This window comes from Rhodococcus sp. Ni2, assembly GCF_021352185.1.
In the GTDB taxonomy this organism is placed as follows: domain Bacteria; phylum Actinomycetota; class Actinomycetes; order Mycobacteriales; family Mycobacteriaceae; genus Rhodococcus_F; species Rhodococcus_F qingshengii.
Window position 1 is genome coordinate 2,435,284 of record NZ_WOXZ01000001.1, and the last position, 15,677, is coordinate 2,450,960.

At 64.4% G+C, this 15,677-nt stretch carries 17 protein-coding genes; 6 read left to right on the forward strand and 11 right to left on the reverse strand.

Annotated elements, in window-relative coordinates; genetic code table 11:
- Positions 1-64 precede the first annotated feature (64 nt).
- Positions 65-1,006: a cytochrome c oxidase assembly protein gene (locus tag GN300_RS11900; RefSeq protein ID WP_063315267.1), complete on the forward strand. Its 942-nt coding sequence runs from the start codon at positions 65-67 to the stop codon at positions 1,004-1,006.
- A gap of 11 nt (positions 1,007-1,017) precedes the next feature.
- On the opposite strand, the gene GN300_RS11905 is transcribed toward GN300_RS11900, so the two are convergent.
- From GN300_RS11905 to GN300_RS11925, 5 genes are all read right to left on the reverse strand, one after another.
- On the reverse strand, positions 1,018-1,563 hold the full coding sequence (locus GN300_RS11905) for a ferritin (RefSeq protein WP_050657084.1): 546 nt from the start codon (positions 1,561-1,563) through the stop codon (positions 1,018-1,020).
- A 37-nt stretch (positions 1,564-1,600) separates the two neighbouring features.
- The gene (locus GN300_RS11910) at positions 1,601-2,071 is read right to left on the reverse strand and encodes a hypothetical protein (protein ID WP_042453189.1); all 471 of its coding nucleotides are present in this window, start codon (positions 2,069-2,071) and stop codon (positions 1,601-1,603) included.
- A 98-nt stretch (positions 2,072-2,169) separates the two neighbouring features.
- The gene (locus tag GN300_RS11915) at positions 2,170-3,405 is read right to left on the reverse strand and encodes an LCP family protein (protein WP_007736010.1); all 1,236 of its coding nucleotides are present in this window, start codon (positions 3,403-3,405) and stop codon (positions 2,170-2,172) included.
- A 160-nt stretch (positions 3,406-3,565) separates the two neighbouring features.
- Positions 3,566-4,387 carry a CPBP family intramembrane glutamic endopeptidase gene (locus GN300_RS11920; protein WP_003945405.1) on the reverse strand — a complete coding sequence of 274 codons (822 nt, stop codon included), beginning with the start codon at positions 4,385-4,387 and terminating at the stop codon, positions 3,566-3,568.
- Between the two features lie 10 nt (positions 4,388-4,397).
- Positions 4,398-5,177: a DUF2470 domain-containing protein gene (locus GN300_RS11925; protein ID WP_058227345.1), complete on the reverse strand. Its 780-nt coding sequence runs from the start codon at positions 5,175-5,177 to the stop codon at positions 4,398-4,400.
- Positions 5,178-5,316: 139 nt separating this feature from the next.
- On the opposite strand from GN300_RS11925, the gene GN300_RS11930 reads away from it, so the two are divergent.
- Genes GN300_RS11930 through GN300_RS11940 form a run of 3 tightly spaced genes read left to right on the forward strand, consistent with a single transcriptional unit; the run spans position 5,317 to position 7,566 of the window.
- The gene (locus GN300_RS11930) at positions 5,317-5,955 is read left to right on the forward strand and encodes a hypothetical protein (RefSeq protein ID WP_003945395.1); all 639 of its coding nucleotides are present in this window, start codon (positions 5,317-5,319) and stop codon (positions 5,953-5,955) included.
- Positions 5,956-5,986: 31 nt separating this feature from the next.
- On the forward strand, positions 5,987-6,901 hold the full coding sequence (gene pheA, locus GN300_RS11935) for a prephenate dehydratase (RefSeq protein ID WP_007736017.1): 915 nt from the start codon (positions 5,987-5,989) through the stop codon (positions 6,899-6,901).
- Positions 6,898-7,566, forward strand: a complete 669-nt coding sequence (locus GN300_RS11940; protein WP_007736019.1) for a histidine phosphatase family protein — start codon at positions 6,898-6,900, stop codon at positions 7,564-7,566. Before pheA ends, GN300_RS11940 begins: the two co-directional genes overlap by 4 nt.
- Before the next feature lie 9 nt (positions 7,567-7,575).
- Here the strand turns inward: GN300_RS11940 and GN300_RS11945 are convergent, their stop codons facing one another.
- The 6 genes from GN300_RS11945 to GN300_RS11970 form a co-directional block, all read right to left on the reverse strand.
- The gene (locus GN300_RS11945) at positions 7,576-9,678 is read right to left on the reverse strand and encodes an acyltransferase family protein (RefSeq protein WP_063315266.1); all 2,103 of its coding nucleotides are present in this window, start codon (positions 9,676-9,678) and stop codon (positions 7,576-7,578) included.
- Between the two features lie 40 nt (positions 9,679-9,718).
- Complete coding sequence (locus GN300_RS11950) at positions 9,719-10,537, reverse strand: ESX secretion-associated protein EspG (protein WP_063315265.1); 819 nt, start codon at positions 10,535-10,537, stop codon at positions 9,719-9,721.
- Complete coding sequence (locus GN300_RS11955) at positions 10,537-11,790, reverse strand: PPE domain-containing protein (RefSeq protein ID WP_063315264.1); 1,254 nt, start codon at positions 11,788-11,790, stop codon at positions 10,537-10,539. Before GN300_RS11955 ends, GN300_RS11950 begins: the two co-directional genes overlap by 1 nt.
- Before the next feature lie 60 nt (positions 11,791-11,850).
- Positions 11,851-12,150 (reverse strand): PE domain-containing protein, encoded by a 300-nt coding sequence (locus GN300_RS11960; protein ID WP_063315263.1) that lies wholly within the window; start codon positions 12,148-12,150, stop codon positions 11,851-11,853.
- A gap of 135 nt (positions 12,151-12,285) precedes the next feature.
- On the reverse strand, positions 12,286-12,636 hold the full coding sequence (locus GN300_RS11965) for a metallopeptidase family protein (protein WP_007736028.1): 351 nt from the start codon (positions 12,634-12,636) through the stop codon (positions 12,286-12,288).
- Positions 12,637-12,639: 3 nt separating this feature from the next.
- Entirely contained in the window at positions 12,640-13,746 is a 1,107-nt protein-coding gene (locus GN300_RS11970; protein ID WP_081557200.1) for a septum formation family protein, read from the reverse strand.
- A 70-nt stretch (positions 13,747-13,816) separates the two neighbouring features.
- Here GN300_RS11970 and GN300_RS11975 point away from each other — a divergent pair, with 70 nt between their 5' ends.
- The gene (locus GN300_RS11975; protein WP_003945404.1) at positions 13,817-14,212 is read left to right on the forward strand and encodes an ankyrin repeat domain-containing protein; all 396 of its coding nucleotides are present in this window, start codon (positions 13,817-13,819) and stop codon (positions 14,210-14,212) included.
- A gap of 65 nt (positions 14,213-14,277) precedes the next feature.
- Positions 14,278-15,531 carry a serine--tRNA ligase gene (gene serS / locus GN300_RS11980; RefSeq protein WP_007736032.1) on the forward strand — a complete coding sequence of 418 codons (1,254 nt, stop codon included), beginning with the start codon at positions 14,278-14,280 and terminating at the stop codon, positions 15,529-15,531.
- Positions 15,532-15,677: the final 146 nt, after the last annotated feature.

Consider the following 15,677-nt stretch of genomic DNA (forward strand, 5'->3'; position numbering starts at 1 on the left):
TAGTTAGGTGTAGAGTCGACGGTACCCGCATGGAGACGAAGGAGGACCCGCCGGTGAAGCGTTCGTGAATGACACGCCGCCGCCGTCGATCGGGCAGATGCTGGAGTGGGATACCTCATCCCTCCCGCTTCTTCCTGCCCTGGGAGTTGTTCTTGCACTCTGGTATTGGACTGGCGCTCAGCGAGTTCGCGCGAGTGGGCGACCGTGGCCGTGGCATCGGACAGCGTGTTTCCTCGGTGGGTGCCTGCTGCTGATCGCGGTGACCGGACTGAAGGTCGAGAGCTACGGCTACGAACTCTTCAGCGTCTGGATGTTCCAACACCTGACGCTCTCGATGGCGATCCCGCCGCTCTGGGTACTGGGCTCGCCGGGACTGCTGCTACTACGTTCGACGCCGCACCGAGGAATAGGAAAAGGCATTCTCGCGCTTGCCCTCTCGGCATTGCGCAGCCCGCCGGCGCGGTGGATGCTGCACCCCGGGTTCACGATCCCGGTATTTCTGTTCAGCTACTACGGGATCTACCTGTCGCCGATCTTCGACACCGTCTCGGCGTTACCGGCTGGACACGTCTTTCTCGAGATCTTCTTTCTCGCCAGCGGTCTGCTATTCTTCATGCCGGTGCTCGCCACCGGCCCACTGCCGGTGCGACAGAGCTACCTCGGCCGGTGTTTCGACCTGTTCGTGGAGATGCCGCTGCACGTGTTCATCGGCGTCGTACTCATGATGGCGACAAAGCCGCTGCTGACCACGTTCGTGGATCCGCCTCCCGAGTGGGGCGTGGACGTGATGCAGGATCAGCAGCTGGCGGGCGCCCTCGCGTGGTCGTACGGAGAGCCCGTCGCGCTGGTGGTGGTCGTGATCTTCGCGATGCGCTGGAACCGCGACGACAAACGGATGAATGCCGACCTGGACCGCCGCGCCGAGATCGACGGCGACAGTGATCTTGAGGCGTACAACAATTTCCTCAGATCACTGAACGCCGCCGAGCGGCCTGAGACTCGGTAGGCCGGTGGCCCTCAGACGCCGCCGCCGGCGGGCGTCGGCGCCATTGCATCGGCAGCGGCCGGGGTGTTCATCTCGCGTGCGACAAACGTTTCGAGGTGGAACAGGTTGTCGCCGGCGCGGTCGACGATGGTGAGAAGTGTTGTCATGCTTGCCACTTCCTCGACCTGCTCCTTGAGGAACCACTGCATGAACTGCTCGCCCAGGTAGTCGCCGGTATCGCGCGCGGTGCGTGCCAGCTGCGTGATCTGCTCCGTGACCTTCTTCTCCTGCTCGAGTGCCAACTCGACCGGAGCCCGGACACTGTCGAACTTCGTCACGACGTCGTCGATGCCCGGAACGTCCACGTCGAGGTCGTTGTCGAGCAGGTACTGGATCATCATCATCGCGTGACCGCGTTCCTCGGTGGCCTGGCTGTAGAAGCGCGCGGCCATCTGCGGAAGATCGTGTGCATCGAAGTACACCGCTACCGCGATGTACTGCTGCGATGCAGTGAACTCGTTACGGATCTGCTGACGCAGCAGAGTGGTGAATTCGCTCGAGTTCTTCGCCTGTGTCATCCCAACAGGTTACTGGGTCGTCGCCGCTGAGAGGGAGCTACTTCTTGTCGAGCTGATCGATGACAAAGCCCACAGTTTCCGGTCGGTACCCGTAGACGAACGAGTCCTTTTCGCCGACGTACCAATCGCCGCACTGAAAAGAACTGCCCTTCTCGACCCCCGTCGGCCACCACTGTGCGGACAACGATGCGGGACGAGTTTCGACGGTGGGTCGTGCGATGCAGCTGTTGTGATCTATCTCCGCGATGTTCGCAGTCATTCGCAGGATGCGTTCGTTGCCGGTGGTGCGGATGACCTCGTCGATACCCGTCGCGCCGGCGGGAACCCAACTCGGCAGTGTGTCGATTCCGTTGGATGCTTGTGCAAAAGAGAAGGTTTCGGTTTTCTTGTACGCCTTGGAGTCGTCGAACTTCTCGAAGGTTCCGGAGCAGGACGTCACGAGTGCAGCAGCTCCGACGGCGGCGGCAACGACGGCGAGAGTGCGGAATCGGCGGTGTGTTGTGTTCATACCTTCACGGTATTTTCGGCTGCCGATTCCGCGTCCTGCCGGAAAGCGATTTGTTCGCCGGGCTTGTCCTCCCGCGGTACTACCGGAACTCAGGGCGATTACCCCGTGGTGATCAGATCCTGTGGAATCTGCTGATCGTTGGCCAGGGCGTCGAAGAACTGCGAAGCGCGCGCCTTGTCCCACAACAACACGTTGCCCGAACCGTCCACGTCCTCGAAACCGGCGACCGGAACCGTCGTGGTGGTCATCCCGCCGCGAAGCGCCCAGGCGAGTGAGGCCAGATTCCAGATGTGATCGCCTTCGTCGACCTGTAGAGATTTGGCGGTATCGGAGACGAGTGGCCACAACCGGAACGGATTGAGGAACGTGGTCGGACTCGTCGCCTTCGACAGCAACGCCGACATGAACTGGCGCTGGTTGTTCATGCGGTCGAGGTCGGCGAGCGCCGTCGCGCGAGTTCGCACGAACCCGAGTGCGTCCGAACCCTTCAAGTCCTGGCATCCGGCGGGGAGGTTGATCCCGGCCAGCGGATCGTCGATCGGCTGTGCCAGGCACACGTTGACGCCACCGACGGCGTCGACGATGCCGGCGAACCCGCTGAATCCGATCTCGGCGTAGTGGTCGATGCGAAGCCCCGTTGCCTCTTCGACGGTCTGCACCAGCAATGGAGCGCCACCGAAGGCGAAGGCGGCGTTGATCTTGTCCGACCCGTAGCCGGGAATCGGAACGTACGAATCGCGAGGGATGCTGACCATGGTCGTCTTCCCACTTTTGGGGACGTGGACCAAGATGACCGTGTCAGTGCGCTTGGGGCCGGTGTCACCGCCCGTCGCAAGGGCTTGCTCCTGCTCTGGGGTGAGCCCCTCACGACTGTCGGACCCGACGATCAGCCAGTTCGTGCCCGGAGTATCGGCGACGCGTCCCGCGTAGTCGGGCAGCGCGTCGATTCGATTGAGCGAACTGTCGACGTAGTAGATCGCGCCGGCCAGCGCGAGCAGCAAGACCAACAACGTGATGCCGATACGTTTACCCCAGCTACGACGCTTGCGGGGGCGTCGCTGCTTCGGAGGTTCGGGAGGGCGCGGCGGGGCGTTCGGCGGGGTTCGGCGCGGCGGTGCGGGCGCATACTTCGCCTGGCGCTGCGGATCCTGACGCGGCGGGCCCTGCCTGCGCGGGTCGTCCTGAAACGGTTGCGGGCGCTGGGTCGGCGCCCAGTCCTCACGCCTGGGCTGCTGCGGCGCTTGTGGTGGGACCTGTGACCAGGCCTGATTGGCCGGATTCTGCTGCTGCGGGCGTCCGTCGCGGCGAATGACCGTCGGCCCTTCCGGCGGCATCGGTGGACGCCGCTGCGGGGGTGGGCCCTGACGGGGTGGATTCTGGCGTGGAGGGTTCTGCCTCGGAGGCATCGGTCCACGCGGAGGTGGCCCTGGCGGCTGGCGCCGCGGAGGGCGCTGAGGATATTCGGAGTCGCCGGTCACCAGTTCACGGTACCGGTCACGGCAGCCAGGAGACGTGATCGCGCAGGAGGGCGTAACCGATGAACGCCACCATGTCGATGAGAGCGTGGGCGATGACCAGCGGCCAGAGTTTCCCGGTGCGCTGCCAGTACCGGCCGAACACGAGCCCCATGATCACGTTTCCGACGCCGCCACCGAACCCCTGATAGAGGTGGTAACTGCCGCGCAGGAGTGACGAGGCGAGCAGTGATTTGTTCTCGCTCCAACCCAGCGTTCGGAGGCGAGTGATCAGGTAGGCGACGACCAGCACCTCTTCGGCACCGGAGTTCGCGATCGCGGACAGTACGAGGATCGGCACTCGCCACCAGTGATCGTCGAGCGCGCTGGCCTGGACGGTGAGGTTGATGCTCAGTGCCTGAGCCACGAGATAGAACAGCAGACCGGGGAGACCGATCACAGCGGCGAGGCCGAATCCCGGAGCGATGTCGCGCCCGAATCGAGGCTTGGGGGTCAGTCCCGCAGCACGTGGACCGATCCCCGAACGCCACAGTAGATAGAGTCCCAGCGCTGCCCACGCGAGAAGCTTTGCGACGCCCAGCAATTGGCGCGCCAGGTCGATCCAGTCGATGGCGGCCCGCGACGGGTTGAGTGCAACCGTCTGATCCGAGAGCGCAACCGGCGTCGCCAGGGATTCGGCGAGCGAGAGGATCCCGGACAATCCGCTGAGTCCGAACGTGACCAGCAGAACGATGGTGATCTCGATCCAGACTCCGCGTCTGGCGGCCGGATCGAGGGCCGGGCCGGCCGGGACGGGAGTCGGCGGCCGTAACCAGGTGCGGACGGTTTCGCGGGCATTCACCCGCGCAACGCTAGCCGTTTGATGCGCCGCCCGATCGGAGGCCGTTGAGGAAAGGGCACCCGACCAGCATGCGGATGGCGCGGCTCAGCGCGGGAGCGTCGTCGACGGGGTTGGCGAACGGCATCCACACGTCGCGGTCACCGGTGTGATCCTCGACCCGCAGGCGAAGTCCGTAGCGGTCGATGCCGAGTGGGCGAACGCGTCCGGTGCGCATGTACGGGGGAAGCTTGCGCACGAGCAGGTCCACGAGGTCGCGGTGGTCTTCGTCGAGATGCTGCAGCCATGCGGTCTCCATTTCCCAGAAGGGATCGGGGCTGGCGTTCAGCAGTTCGTCCACGGCGACGGGTTCTGCCCCCGTTGCATCAGCGACTACAGCCGAGGCCAGGCTCAAGCGAAGGAGGACCGAGGTGTGACCGATGTCGAGGAGCCCCGGGTGGGGATGTTCGGATGCGACGTCGTCGGCGAGAACGCGTGCCTCGTAGTCGGGCACGGCGTGTAACGAGCCGCGAAGCCACACGAGGGAGCGCACGGGCTCACGCAGACGCAGTGGTGCGTGATCGGTGATCTCGAGGACGGCAGGCAGGCCGCCGCCGCCGGAGTTCCAGGCCAGGGCCGCAGCTGCGGAGGCATGTGGGACTGCAACGACGACGTCACCGTTCGAACGCAGGTGATGCACCGACGTGACGGTGGGATCGCTGCCTTCGATGGCGAGAACTGCGTCTTGTGCGCGCACACAGGCGCTGCGGACGCGTTCGGCGGTGGACGGGCCGGTGCTGGTCTTCGTTGCCATGCTGCCCCCTTGGCGGGTGTTCTCTCGAACTCCATCGGATGATGAGGTAACCCTAACCTAAGGTGCTTCGGTGTGAATCGCAAGACTTTTGCGCAACTCGCGTGGAATCCGCCGCCTGCGCCGGGGTTACGGTTTGTCTGTGGCCATTCCTCTCTCACTCGGGCTGCCCGCCCCGAGAAACTCGCGCGGACTCCTCGAAGCACTCTTTCTCCCGGTTGTTCCGGCGTCGGCTCTGATCGGCGGCGAAGCAGCAGGCCGGGTTGTCGTCCGCCTCGATATCGATCCGGAAGAACTGCGTGCGGACACGGAAGCGTCGTACGAGGCCGTCCGTTTCGACGTCGACGTCACCACCGACCAGATCGACGACGCGATCGCGCTGCGCCTGCCCGCTCCGCTCGCTGTGTATGTCGACGGCGGCGAAGAGGATCTGACACCCGCCGAAGCGGCGCTGCGTCTGTGCGAAGGTGGCCGGATCCCCGGACTCGCCGCCGGTCTTACGCCCACCGAAGTGGCTGATTTCCTGGCGGTACTCGCGCACGAGTCCGTCGGTTTCGTAGCCCGCGCGGCCGACGGCGACGAGGTGATCGCCCTGCTGTGTGGCACCGTCGCTGCACTGCGCGGCGACGACGTGCGCGCCGCGATGGTCGATCCGAAGCCGGAAAAACTTGCCGCGCTGATCCCCGAAGCCGCGTCGGCCATGCGTGAGGTGCTGCTCACGATCGAGGTCGCGGATCTGCCTGCAGTGGAAACGGCTTTGCGTGCCGCGGGTTTGCAGTGACCGGCGTGGGTCGGTGCGTAATCTTTTAGGCGTGCCAAGAATCGCGTATTTCGGTCCGTCGGGAACCTTCACGGAGATAGCTCTCGCCCAGTTGGAGGCTGAGGGCGCGTTCGGCGAAACCGTCGAGCGAGTACCGGCCGGCAGTCCGCCGGCGACTCTCGACATGGTTCGCGACGGTTCCGTGGACGGAGCCGTGGTTCCCTTCGAGAACTCGGTGGAAGGCGGCGTAGCTCCGACGCTCGATTCACTCGCTCTCGGTTCGCCGCTGCAGATCGTCGCCGAAACCGATCTGGACGTGAGTTTCTCCATCCTGGTTCGGGCCGGGACCACCGCCGATCAGGTCCGAACGATCGGCGCGTACCCGCATGCGGGCGCGCAGGTCCGCGGATGGATCGCCGAGAACCTGCCCCAGGCCGAGGTGGTGTTGGCCTCGTCCAACGCCGGTGCGGCCCTGGATGTGCAGGCCGGAACCGTCGACGCCGGTGTGTCCACGGCTTTGGCCGGTCAGATGCTCGGACTCGAGAGCCTGGCGGACAACGTCGCCGATGTAGGCGGCGCCCGCACACGTTTCGTGTTGGTCACCAAGCCGGCCCCGGTTCCGGCGCGGACCGGTGCCGATCGCACCGCGCTGGTGCTTCACCTCGACAACGCTCCCGGCTCCCTGGTGCGTGCACTCTCCGAATTCGCCGCTCGCGGTATCGATCTGACTCGGATCGAATCACGGCCGATGCGAACGGAATTGGGCACGTACCGGTTCTTCGTGGACTGCGTCGGACACGTCGAGGACTCGCTGGTGGCCGAGGCGATGCGTGCGCTGCATCGTAAATCCGGAGTCCGCTTCCTGGGGTCGTGGGCGACAGCGAATTCGACCGGGCCACAACCTCCTTCGGACGAAGAAGCGATTCGGTGGATCGACGAACTCAAGCATGGAGGGGGAGAACGATGACCGGAAGGCTCATCCTCGTTCGGCACGGTCAGACGGAGGCGAATGTCGCCAAACGTCTCGACACCGCACTACCCGGAGCAAAGCTCACGCCGGAAGGGTTGGCACAGGCCGAGACTTTGGGCATCGGCCTGGCTTCGGCGCCGCCGCTGGCACTCGTATCGTCGTTGGCTTTGCGTGCCCGGCAGACAGCAGGTTTCGTGGAGCAGGCCGCCGGTGTCTCTCTGGACGTGCGGGACGGATTGCACGAGGTGCAGGCCGGTGACCTCGAAGATCGTACCGACGAGGCCGCGCACCGACTGTTCATGGAGACGTTCCATCACTGGCACACCGGCAACCTCGGCGCTCGCATCCCCGGTGGTGAAACGGGATACGACGTCCTGGAGCGGTACGTCCCCGTCGTCAATTCGTTGCGCGAAGAATTTCTCGAAGGCTCACGAGACGGCGGCGACATCGTCGTGGTCAGTCATGGTGCGGCGATCCGTCTTGTCGCAGCCCAGCTTGCCGGTGTCCCCGGTCTGTTCGCAGCCAACAACCACTTGGCCAACACCGAGACCGTCGAACTGTTGCCTTCGGTCGACGGCGGTTGGGAGTGCCTGCGCTGGGGAACCGTCAACCCGCCGTTCGAGCACCGACTCATCCCCGGTGCCGACGACGTGATGGGCTGACGGCCGGCTTCACCACCAACCGGTCTGGACGCTCAGTTGGCGCCCGAGTTCAGCGGACAGCGTGCTCACGTAGCTGGCTGTCAGGTGGTGGGAATCGTGATACACCAACACATTTCCCTCCACGACGCGGCACAACTCCGGTCCGCAGACGCCGTCGCTAAGGTCGAGTAGACGGACGTTGGTCAGATCGCCGATCGCCGACGGCGCCGGATTGACGTCGCTGAGCATTTCGGACCGTGGCATCGCGCAGTGATCGGGTGACGTGGTTGTCGCCAGACAGTCGATCGCGCGGTAGGCGACGCCGTCGTGGTGCAACCACGGGGTATCGCGGATGGCGAGCACGTCGATACCGTCGCGCCCCAGTTCCTCCCACACGTGTACGTAAGACTCGGGCGTCACGTCGCCAGGGCCGTCGGAGCTCGGCCTGGTTGCCGTCGTGAACACGAAATCGGGTGAGGCGTCGGCCAACTCGGTCAGCACTCCACGCGACCAGTCGACGCAATCCGGATAGTCGTTGTCCGACAACGTCTGCATGGAGTCGATGGTGAGCGGGCAGCCCATCTTCAGATACGTGTCGACGCGGAACCCGTGACTCTTGCCGAGTTCGTCGAGCGCAGTGAGCCAGTGCTCGGAGTGCGAACCACCCGCGAGCGCGATGGTTCTGTCTGCGTCGGCGTCGCCGTAGGTGCAGTGGACGACGTCCCGCTCGAGAAAATCGGCGATACAGCCGTCGAGCGTACTGGCCGGAAGGTCCAGTGGCGCATCGAAGATCGAGGGAACCATCGACGCCTTGGGTACTTCGGCACCGTCGGTGAGCGCGAGTGCGCCGGGATGGGTCGGGAGGTCGAGGGTGTCGACTGCCCGCTGGCCCGTCGTCTGGCTGCTCGCGTACGACTGCCAGGCGACCGAAGCGGCGAGGACCACGGCAGCGGTGACGACGCATGCCAGGACGGTGTACCGGCGCGAGCGGCCTCCACGTTCCACCGGAACCTCGATCAGGCGCCGGAGTGCAAGCGCCCCCGCGACGGAGAGGGCGATGATCAGTGCCCCACCGAGCAGGCCGGCTTCGGGGCGTCCGGTGATCACGAGTGCAAACACCAGAATCGGCCAGTGAATCAGGTACAGCGCGAATGCGAACGAGCCGAGCCACGTCAGTGCCGGATGGGCAAGCGTCTTCGACGTCCAAGGCGTGTCGTCGCCGACTCCGGACAGGATCAGCGCAAGAGTGGCCAGCACCGGCACCAGCGCCCACGGGCCGGGGAACTGCTGGGCGCCGTCGAGCACTATGCCGCACAACAGGATCGACGAAAGCCCCGCCCAGCCGATCGTTGCTCTGACCGAGAACGGCAGGGATGCGATCTGCCGACTGCGTGTGCTGGTCATCAGAACGGCCAGCAGACCACCGAGGGCCAATTCCCACAACCTGGCGCCGGAGTCGTAGTACGCCCAGGCTTGGTGACGCGAAGATTTGGCGAGTGCGTAGAGGAAAGATCCTGCGGTCAGAACCAGAAGGGTGACCGCGAGTGACGGGCGGAAATAGTTGGGATTCACGCGTGAAGCGACATAAGCGATCACGGAGACCAGTGCGATGGCCAGGAGATAGAACTGACCTTGTACGGCCATCGACCACAGGTGCTGCAGGGGAGTGACCGAGCCGTCGGCGGCCAGGTAGTCGCTTGCGGTGCTGGCGAGCTGCCAGTTCTGGAAGAACCCGAGCACCGCGATCAGTTGATCGCCCAGATCGGCCCAGCGTGTGCGTGGCAGCAGCAACGCGGTCCCCAGTGCGGTCAAAATGCTGACCACCGCGATCAGGGGGAACAGCCGCAGAAACACCCGCCGCAGTGCCGGGACCGGGTTGAGTGAACCCCCGGCTTCGGCGCGTCGAACCAGTGAGCCGACGAAGAAGTATCCGGACAGAACCAGGAAGACGTCCACCCCGCCCGATACCCGTCCGAACCACACGTGGAACACGACCACCAAACCGATGGCGAGGCCACGCAGTCCGTTCAGGTCTTGTCGGTGCGGTGTTGTTGCCCGTTCATCGTTCGGCCGGTCGATCGTGGCGACCGAGCCTTGTTCGCCCGGTGACGACGGTTGACGCGAGAACTGCATGCTGAAGTAAGGCTCCGGGCGTTGAAGGGACGCCCCGAGGTTACCCGGAAGTCTCCGGCGCCGATTCCTCGAGTTCAGTTACCAGAGCGTTCACGGCTTGTCGGAGGCGATGGGATGTTCCGGAACTGATGGACGTCCATTCGGTGCCGTCGGCGGCCCGAGTGGTCGAACCGACCAGCCGACCCGACAAGGTGTCGTACACAGTCACTGCGCCGGTCATGAGCGTCGTCGCTCCCAAACTGTGTGGTATTCCGACCAATTCGGCGAAGGCGGTGCATGTGACGATTGCGCTACCCAGTTGGCGCGCGTCGTCTTCGGGTATCCCGGCGTTGATCAAGGCCGAGCTCACGCTGTCTGCATCCGGGCCGGCGCCGAATGCCAGGCTGAGCATCTCGGTCGGTGCGTTGATCACGGCAATCGGCATTGCTTCGGCGCTGCCGAGCGCGGTGACAACGGGTGCAGTCGGTTCGGCGGTGACGCTGCGCAATGCGAACGAAGAACCGGTTGAAGTTGCTTCGACACAAAGGAACTCGCCCTGCGCGACGCAGAGGCGTGAAATCCCTCCACCGACATGCCGACGCAGCGCCAACTCCCACTTGGGGTGGGTCAGGACGCGCAGGCGGGCACTGAGGTCGTGATGGATCTCCCCGCCGGGGAGGAGATCGCGCTCGGAGAGTGAATCTGCCGCGGACTGCATCGCCGTACGGTGAGCGCTCGCACTGCCGTGAATCGTCGCGCCACCGAGAACCACGGGAAGCGCATCGAGTCCGAGTCGCTCACGTACATAGTCGATTTCGTCCTGTGACAGGGCGACGACAGGTAAATTACACCCCTCAGGTGAGGTGCCGAGGTCCACCATCAATGCTCTGCAGTTTCGAGTGCGCCACCGATCACGGACGGGATGACTGTTCGGCCGTCGGCGAAGTGCTCGAAGTGCTTCAGGTAATCGGGTGTGTCGTGCTCGGTCTCGTCTTCAGATTGGGCCGCATGACGGCCGCCGGCGATCGGCGCAGATCCGCCTGCGGTTCGGGCCGGATCCACCTTGACGGTATGCGCGGTGCCCTGAACCGGCGAGGTCACGGGGTTCTGGCGCGTGGCGCTCTGGCCGGTGGAGGGATCAGGAAGAGCGTGCCGACCGGTGTTGCTGCTCGACGACGAGCCCGCGATTGCTCCGGCTCCTGTAGTCGCGGATGCTGCGCTGACCTGTGCCGGTGCCCGGCTTGCCCACGGGGTGCCGAACAGTGATGGTGTGGAAGCGCCGAGTCTTGCGCCGCCGAGTCCCGCGCCGCCCAGTCCGGTGAGTCCTGCTCCTGCCGTCGCGAGAGCTGATGCGGCAGTGGTGGCGCCTGTGACTGCGGTGGTGGTGGCGCTGGCTGCGGTGGCAACTCCACCGGAGATGGCACCGGCCTGTGAGGCAGCGGCGGCAAATACCGGGTTGGAAACTACGGATGCGACAGCAGCGGTGGCGGCGCGCACGGGATCCGCGATTGCGTCAGCGAGCGTGGATGCCGCTTGCACGACGGACTGTCGTGCGGCGCTGCCTGGGCTTTCGGTCGAAGCGGATGCCCCAGCTGTGGGTTCCGCGATGGACGGTGGTGAGTCGAAGTTCTGCTGCACGGCCAGGTGGGCCGTTGCGGCGTCGTACGTTTCCATTGTCACCGCCGCTCGAATTTTGAGAGCTTCTTCGGCAGCCTCGGCGGCGGCGGCACCGCCGACCAGGGCACCGCCGATGGAGTACGCGGCTACCTTTGCCGCTTGAACTGCCGCGATCTCCGCCAGCGACGGCATGGCCAGGGTGGCGACGGTGTAGGAACCGGACTGTACTTGGGCCTTACCTGCGGTTTCTCCCGCGAGCAACGCGGCCGCTGCAGCCCATTCCTGGAACGGTGCGAATTTGCTCAATGCGGCATCCGCTGCTTCTCCGGACCACCCGGTGCGAAGATCCGCCATCACGCGAGAGATGGACGCAGCGGTGTCGGTGAGTCCGGACGACACGGTGGACCAGGCTCCGGCCGCCACGCCGAGAGGGACCGGCCCGGCTCCGGCGACCAGTGCTGCGGAGTTGGGTGCTGCGCCCCGTGGATACCAGATGACGCCGGTGATGCCGACCATTGTTCTTCCCCCCAGGAAGTGTGACTGTGTTGCCGAGTTACCGAGTTCGATTTCTGTCGATCAGATCGGTGCGGCTGCCAGGCTGGACTTGGTGAGCTGGTCTTCGAGCTCGTAGGCAGCTGCATTCTTGCGCAGAGCTGCCGCAGCCGCGGTGAGCTCCTCGATTGCCCGATCGGTGGACGAGGCAAGGCTGCCCGAGATGGTGTTGAAGTAATTTGCCGCGCTACCGGACACTTCCTCGGATCCGGCTGGGAGAACGCGTAGCGTCGGCTGCGCAGTAGAGACGATTCCGCGCAATCGCGTCGCCGCAGACTCGAGTTCCAGTGCGGCGGCAACTAGGGCTTGAGGGTCGACGTGCATAGTGCCGAACTCCTTCCTGACCAGGGCGGATAAGTGGTCGGGAGGCCGTGCGCACAGCCGTCGATATTCCCCCCGCACATACTTTGATGCATACCGCCCGCTTTTGGTTCCCCCCGAAATCGGACGACTTTGTCCTCAGCCCCAGCCGAGTTCGTGCAACCTGTCTTCTTCGATGCCGAAGTAATGCGCGATCTCGTGGATGACGGTCACTGCAACCTCGTGAACTACCTCGTCCTCGGATGCACAGATATCGAGGATCGAATCGCGGAAAATTGTGACCGTGTCCGGCAGGTACCCGCCGTAATGAGAATCCCGCTCGGTCAGAGCGACGCCCTGGTACAAACCGAGCAGCCCCGGTTCTTCCTCGTCACGTGCTTCGACCAGCACCACGACATTGTCGATGGCCTTCGCAAGTTCCGGCGGAATCAGATCTAGTGCCTCGCCGACCAGTTCCTCGAATCGGTCGGGCGTCATAGTCACTGTCATGGCTTACGACGGCGGAGCTGCGCCGGGCAACGGCGTCGGCAACGACCGACCTTCCGGTGCAGCGGGTGGCGGAACCGGAGCGGCACCGTTGATCAGGATCTCGCCCTTGGCGCTTCCGGTGATCGCGGCAAACCCGCCGGTTTCGACCTCTTTGCCGATCGAACAATTGACTCGGCGGCTACCGGCCAACCAGCTTTCCAGTGAAATGTTGTCCCAGAACAGCGTCAGCGTCTTGTCGCGAAGTGCGTCTGCGGAACCCAGGTACTCGTTGGATGCCTGAGTACAGACGCCTTCGAGATAGCGGTCCTGATCTTCCACCGACGGCATCGCGCCGGGGAACTGAGTGCCGAGGTCGATCACCGAAATAACTTCGTATGCATGCGGTTTCGCACAGTCGACCGGATCGGTCGGGAGGTTCTGGTTGATGCCGATGCACGTGCCGACGTCCCACACGTTCGACTGGTCCTGATCCGCCACGCGGCCCGCGAACGGTTGAAGTTCGCCGGTCGTCGTCGAGAACTGCAAGCCGCAACGCAGTGCGCGCTCGCCCGAGGCCCAACCGGATTCGCTCGGGAACATCAGGCCGACGCTGAACTTGCCCTTGGGATCGAATTTCGAACCGAGGTAGGACATGACGATGGGTGTGCAGTGCTCGTCGCGGAGTTCGGCGAATCGAAGGGCGCCCGGGTACCGGGAACCGGGGCCGAACTCGGCGCCGGGGAACACCGACAGGTCGAGTGGACCGGCGACCTCGAAGCGATGCTCACTTCCGCACTGAACCTTCGACATGTCCGTGCGGTCCCCGCCCGACTCGGTCGCAGGCGTCCAGTTGAGGCAGTCTCCGGCCGCAGCCGCGGTGAAAGCGTCGTCGCGAGCAGAGCCCGTCGCTGCTGGACCGCCGCCACTGACACTGACCGAGGACGAGTCGTCCTTGTTCAATCCACCGGAAATCGCGATCGTTGCGATCGCGGCGACCACCGCACCCACCGCGACGGCGGCCAGGACCCGACGGGTGCGACTCGCGGAGACAGTTTTCTTCGCCGGCGCCCCCTGGGGATCTGCCGGATCTGGCGACTTCTCGATCTTGTCTTCGGACATCGATTCCATCATGCCTGTTGCCGTGGCGATATCGAACCTTCACTACAAAACTCACAATCGCGTCTGTGAGTATTTTGTAGTCATGAGCGAAAACACCCCACTCGATCCCGAGGCTGTCGAGCTGGCGGGCCGGCTCTTCGACATGGCACGAACCGGTGATGCAGCCGGGCTGGCGTCGTACGTCGATGCCGGAGTTCCCGTCAATCTGACCAACGAGAGTGGCGACACGCTCGTCATGTTGGCGGCGTACCACGGTCACGCTGACGCCGTCGTTGCCCTGATCGAGCGCGGCGCCGACGTCAACCGGCCCAACGACAAGAACCAGACGCCCCTTGCCGGGGCGGTCTTCAAGGGCGAGGATGCGGTGGTGAAAGCGCTGGTGAGCGGGGGAGCCGACCCGAAAGGTGGACACCCGACGGCGGTCGACGCGGCTCGGATGTTCGGACGCGAGGACTACCTGAGTCTGCTCGAATCGTGATCTCTCCCTCTCCGACGTGGACGTGACCGTCGGAGAGCTGCAGTGAGTGGGTAAAGTTCGAAGTCGTGATTGACCTCAAGTTTCTCCGTGAGAACCCCGAAATCGTCCGCGAGTCGCAGCGCACCCGTGGAGAAGATCCAGGACTGGTCGACGCTCTGCTCGAAGCCGACGCGTCCCGACGCGCTGCCGTTCTGACCGGAGACAACCTCCGTGCAGAGCAGAAGGCCTTCGGCAAGAAGGTCGGACAGGCATCTCCGGAGGAGCGTCCCGCACTGCTCGAAGGTTCCAAGGAACTGGCGGCAAAGGTCAAGGAAGCCGAGGCCGCGCAGCACGAGGCGCAGGCCGCGCTCGACGCCGCACACCGCGCGATTTCCAACGTCGTACAAGAAGGTGCGCCGGCGGGCGGCGAGGACGATTACATCGTTCTCGAACACGTCGGTGAGATTCCGAAGTTCGACTTCGAGCCGAAGGATCACCTCGAGCTGGGCGAGTCGCTCGGCCTGATCGACATGGAACGCGGCGCCAAGGTTTCGGGTTCGCGCTTCTACTTCATGACCGGCTACGGGGCCATGCTCCAGCTCGGACTGCTGCAGTTGGCTGCGCAGAAGGCGATCGCCAACGGATTCACGATGATGATTCCGCCGGTGCTCGTACGCCCGGAAATCATGGCCGGTACCGGCTTCCTCGGTGCTCACTCGGACGAGATCTACCACTTGCAGGATGACGACCTGTACCTCGTCGGAACTTCCGAGGTACCCATGGCCGGCTACCACTCGGGCGAGATCCTCGAACTGAACGAAGGCCCGAAGCGCTACGCCGGTTGGTCCTCGTGCTTCCGCCGCGAGGCCGGAAGCTACGGCAAGGACACCCGCGGCATCATCCGTGTCCATCAGTTCGACAAGGTCGAGATGTTCACGTACTGCCGTCCCGAGGACGCCGACGCCGAACACCAGCGTCTCCTAGGGTGGGAGCGAGACATGTTGGCAGCCATCGACGTTCCGTACCGCGTGATCGACGTCGCCGGCGGAGACCTCGGTTCTTCGGCTGCGCGTAAGTTCGACTGCGAGGCATGGGTCCCGACGCAGGGCACTTACCGCGAGCTGACATCGACGTCCAACTGCACGACGTTCCAGGCCCGCCGCCTCGGAGTTCGGTACCGCGACGAGAACGGCAAGCCGCAGACGGCCGCCACTCTCAACGGCACCTTGGCTACGACGCGCTGGATCGTGTCGATTCTCGAGAACCATCAGCAGGCCGACGGCTCGGTGCGAGTGCCCGAGGCATTGGTGCCGTTTGTCGGCACGGATGTGCTTCGCTGACACGCTGAACCAACACAATCAGGGCCGCGACGGACTCCGTCGCGGCCCTTTTCGTACTTTCGTACTGGTAGGTTTGGAACTTTTTCTGAACTGACGAAATATCAACTTTTTCCCGCCGATTGGCGCGGTGACCACCAAAAGCGTTG

Coding starts and splice junctions, on each gene's coding strand:
- GN300_RS11975 (WP_003945404.1), top strand. CDS start 13,817: ATGAGCGAAAACACCCCACTCGATCCCGAGGCTGTCGAGCTGGCGGGC.
- GN300_RS11955 (WP_063315264.1), bottom strand. CDS start 11,790: ATGGTCGGCATCACCGGCGTCATCTGGTATCCACGGGGCGCAGCACCC.
- GN300_RS11965 (WP_007736028.1), bottom strand. CDS start 12,636: ATGACAGTGACTATGACGCCCGACCGATTCGAGGAACTGGTCGGCGAG.
- GN300_RS11925 (WP_058227345.1), bottom strand. CDS start 5,177: ATGGCAACGAAGACCAGCACCGGCCCGTCCACCGCCGAACGCGTCCGC.
- GN300_RS11950 (WP_063315265.1), bottom strand. CDS start 10,537: ATGGTGGACCTCGGCACCTCACCTGAGGGGTGTAATTTACCTGTCGTC.
- GN300_RS11945 (WP_063315266.1), bottom strand. CDS start 9,678: ATGCAGTTCTCGCGTCAACCGTCGTCACCGGGCGAACAAGGCTCGGTC.
- GN300_RS11910 (WP_042453189.1), bottom strand. CDS start 2,071: ATGAACACAACACACCGCCGATTCCGCACTCTCGCCGTCGTTGCCGCC.
- GN300_RS11960 (WP_063315263.1), bottom strand. CDS start 12,150: ATGCACGTCGACCCTCAAGCCCTAGTTGCCGCCGCACTGGAACTCGAG.
- GN300_RS11905 (WP_050657084.1), bottom strand. CDS start 1,563: ATGACACAGGCGAAGAACTCGAGCGAATTCACCACTCTGCTGCGTCAG.
- GN300_RS11970 (WP_081557200.1), bottom strand. CDS start 13,746: ATGATGGAATCGATGTCCGAAGACAAGATCGAGAAGTCGCCAGATCCG.
- GN300_RS11915 (WP_007736010.1), bottom strand. CDS start 3,405: ATGCCGCCGGAAGGGCCGACGGTCATTCGCCGCGACGGACGCCCGCAG.
- GN300_RS11940 (WP_007736019.1), top strand. CDS start 6,898: ATGACCGGAAGGCTCATCCTCGTTCGGCACGGTCAGACGGAGGCGAAT.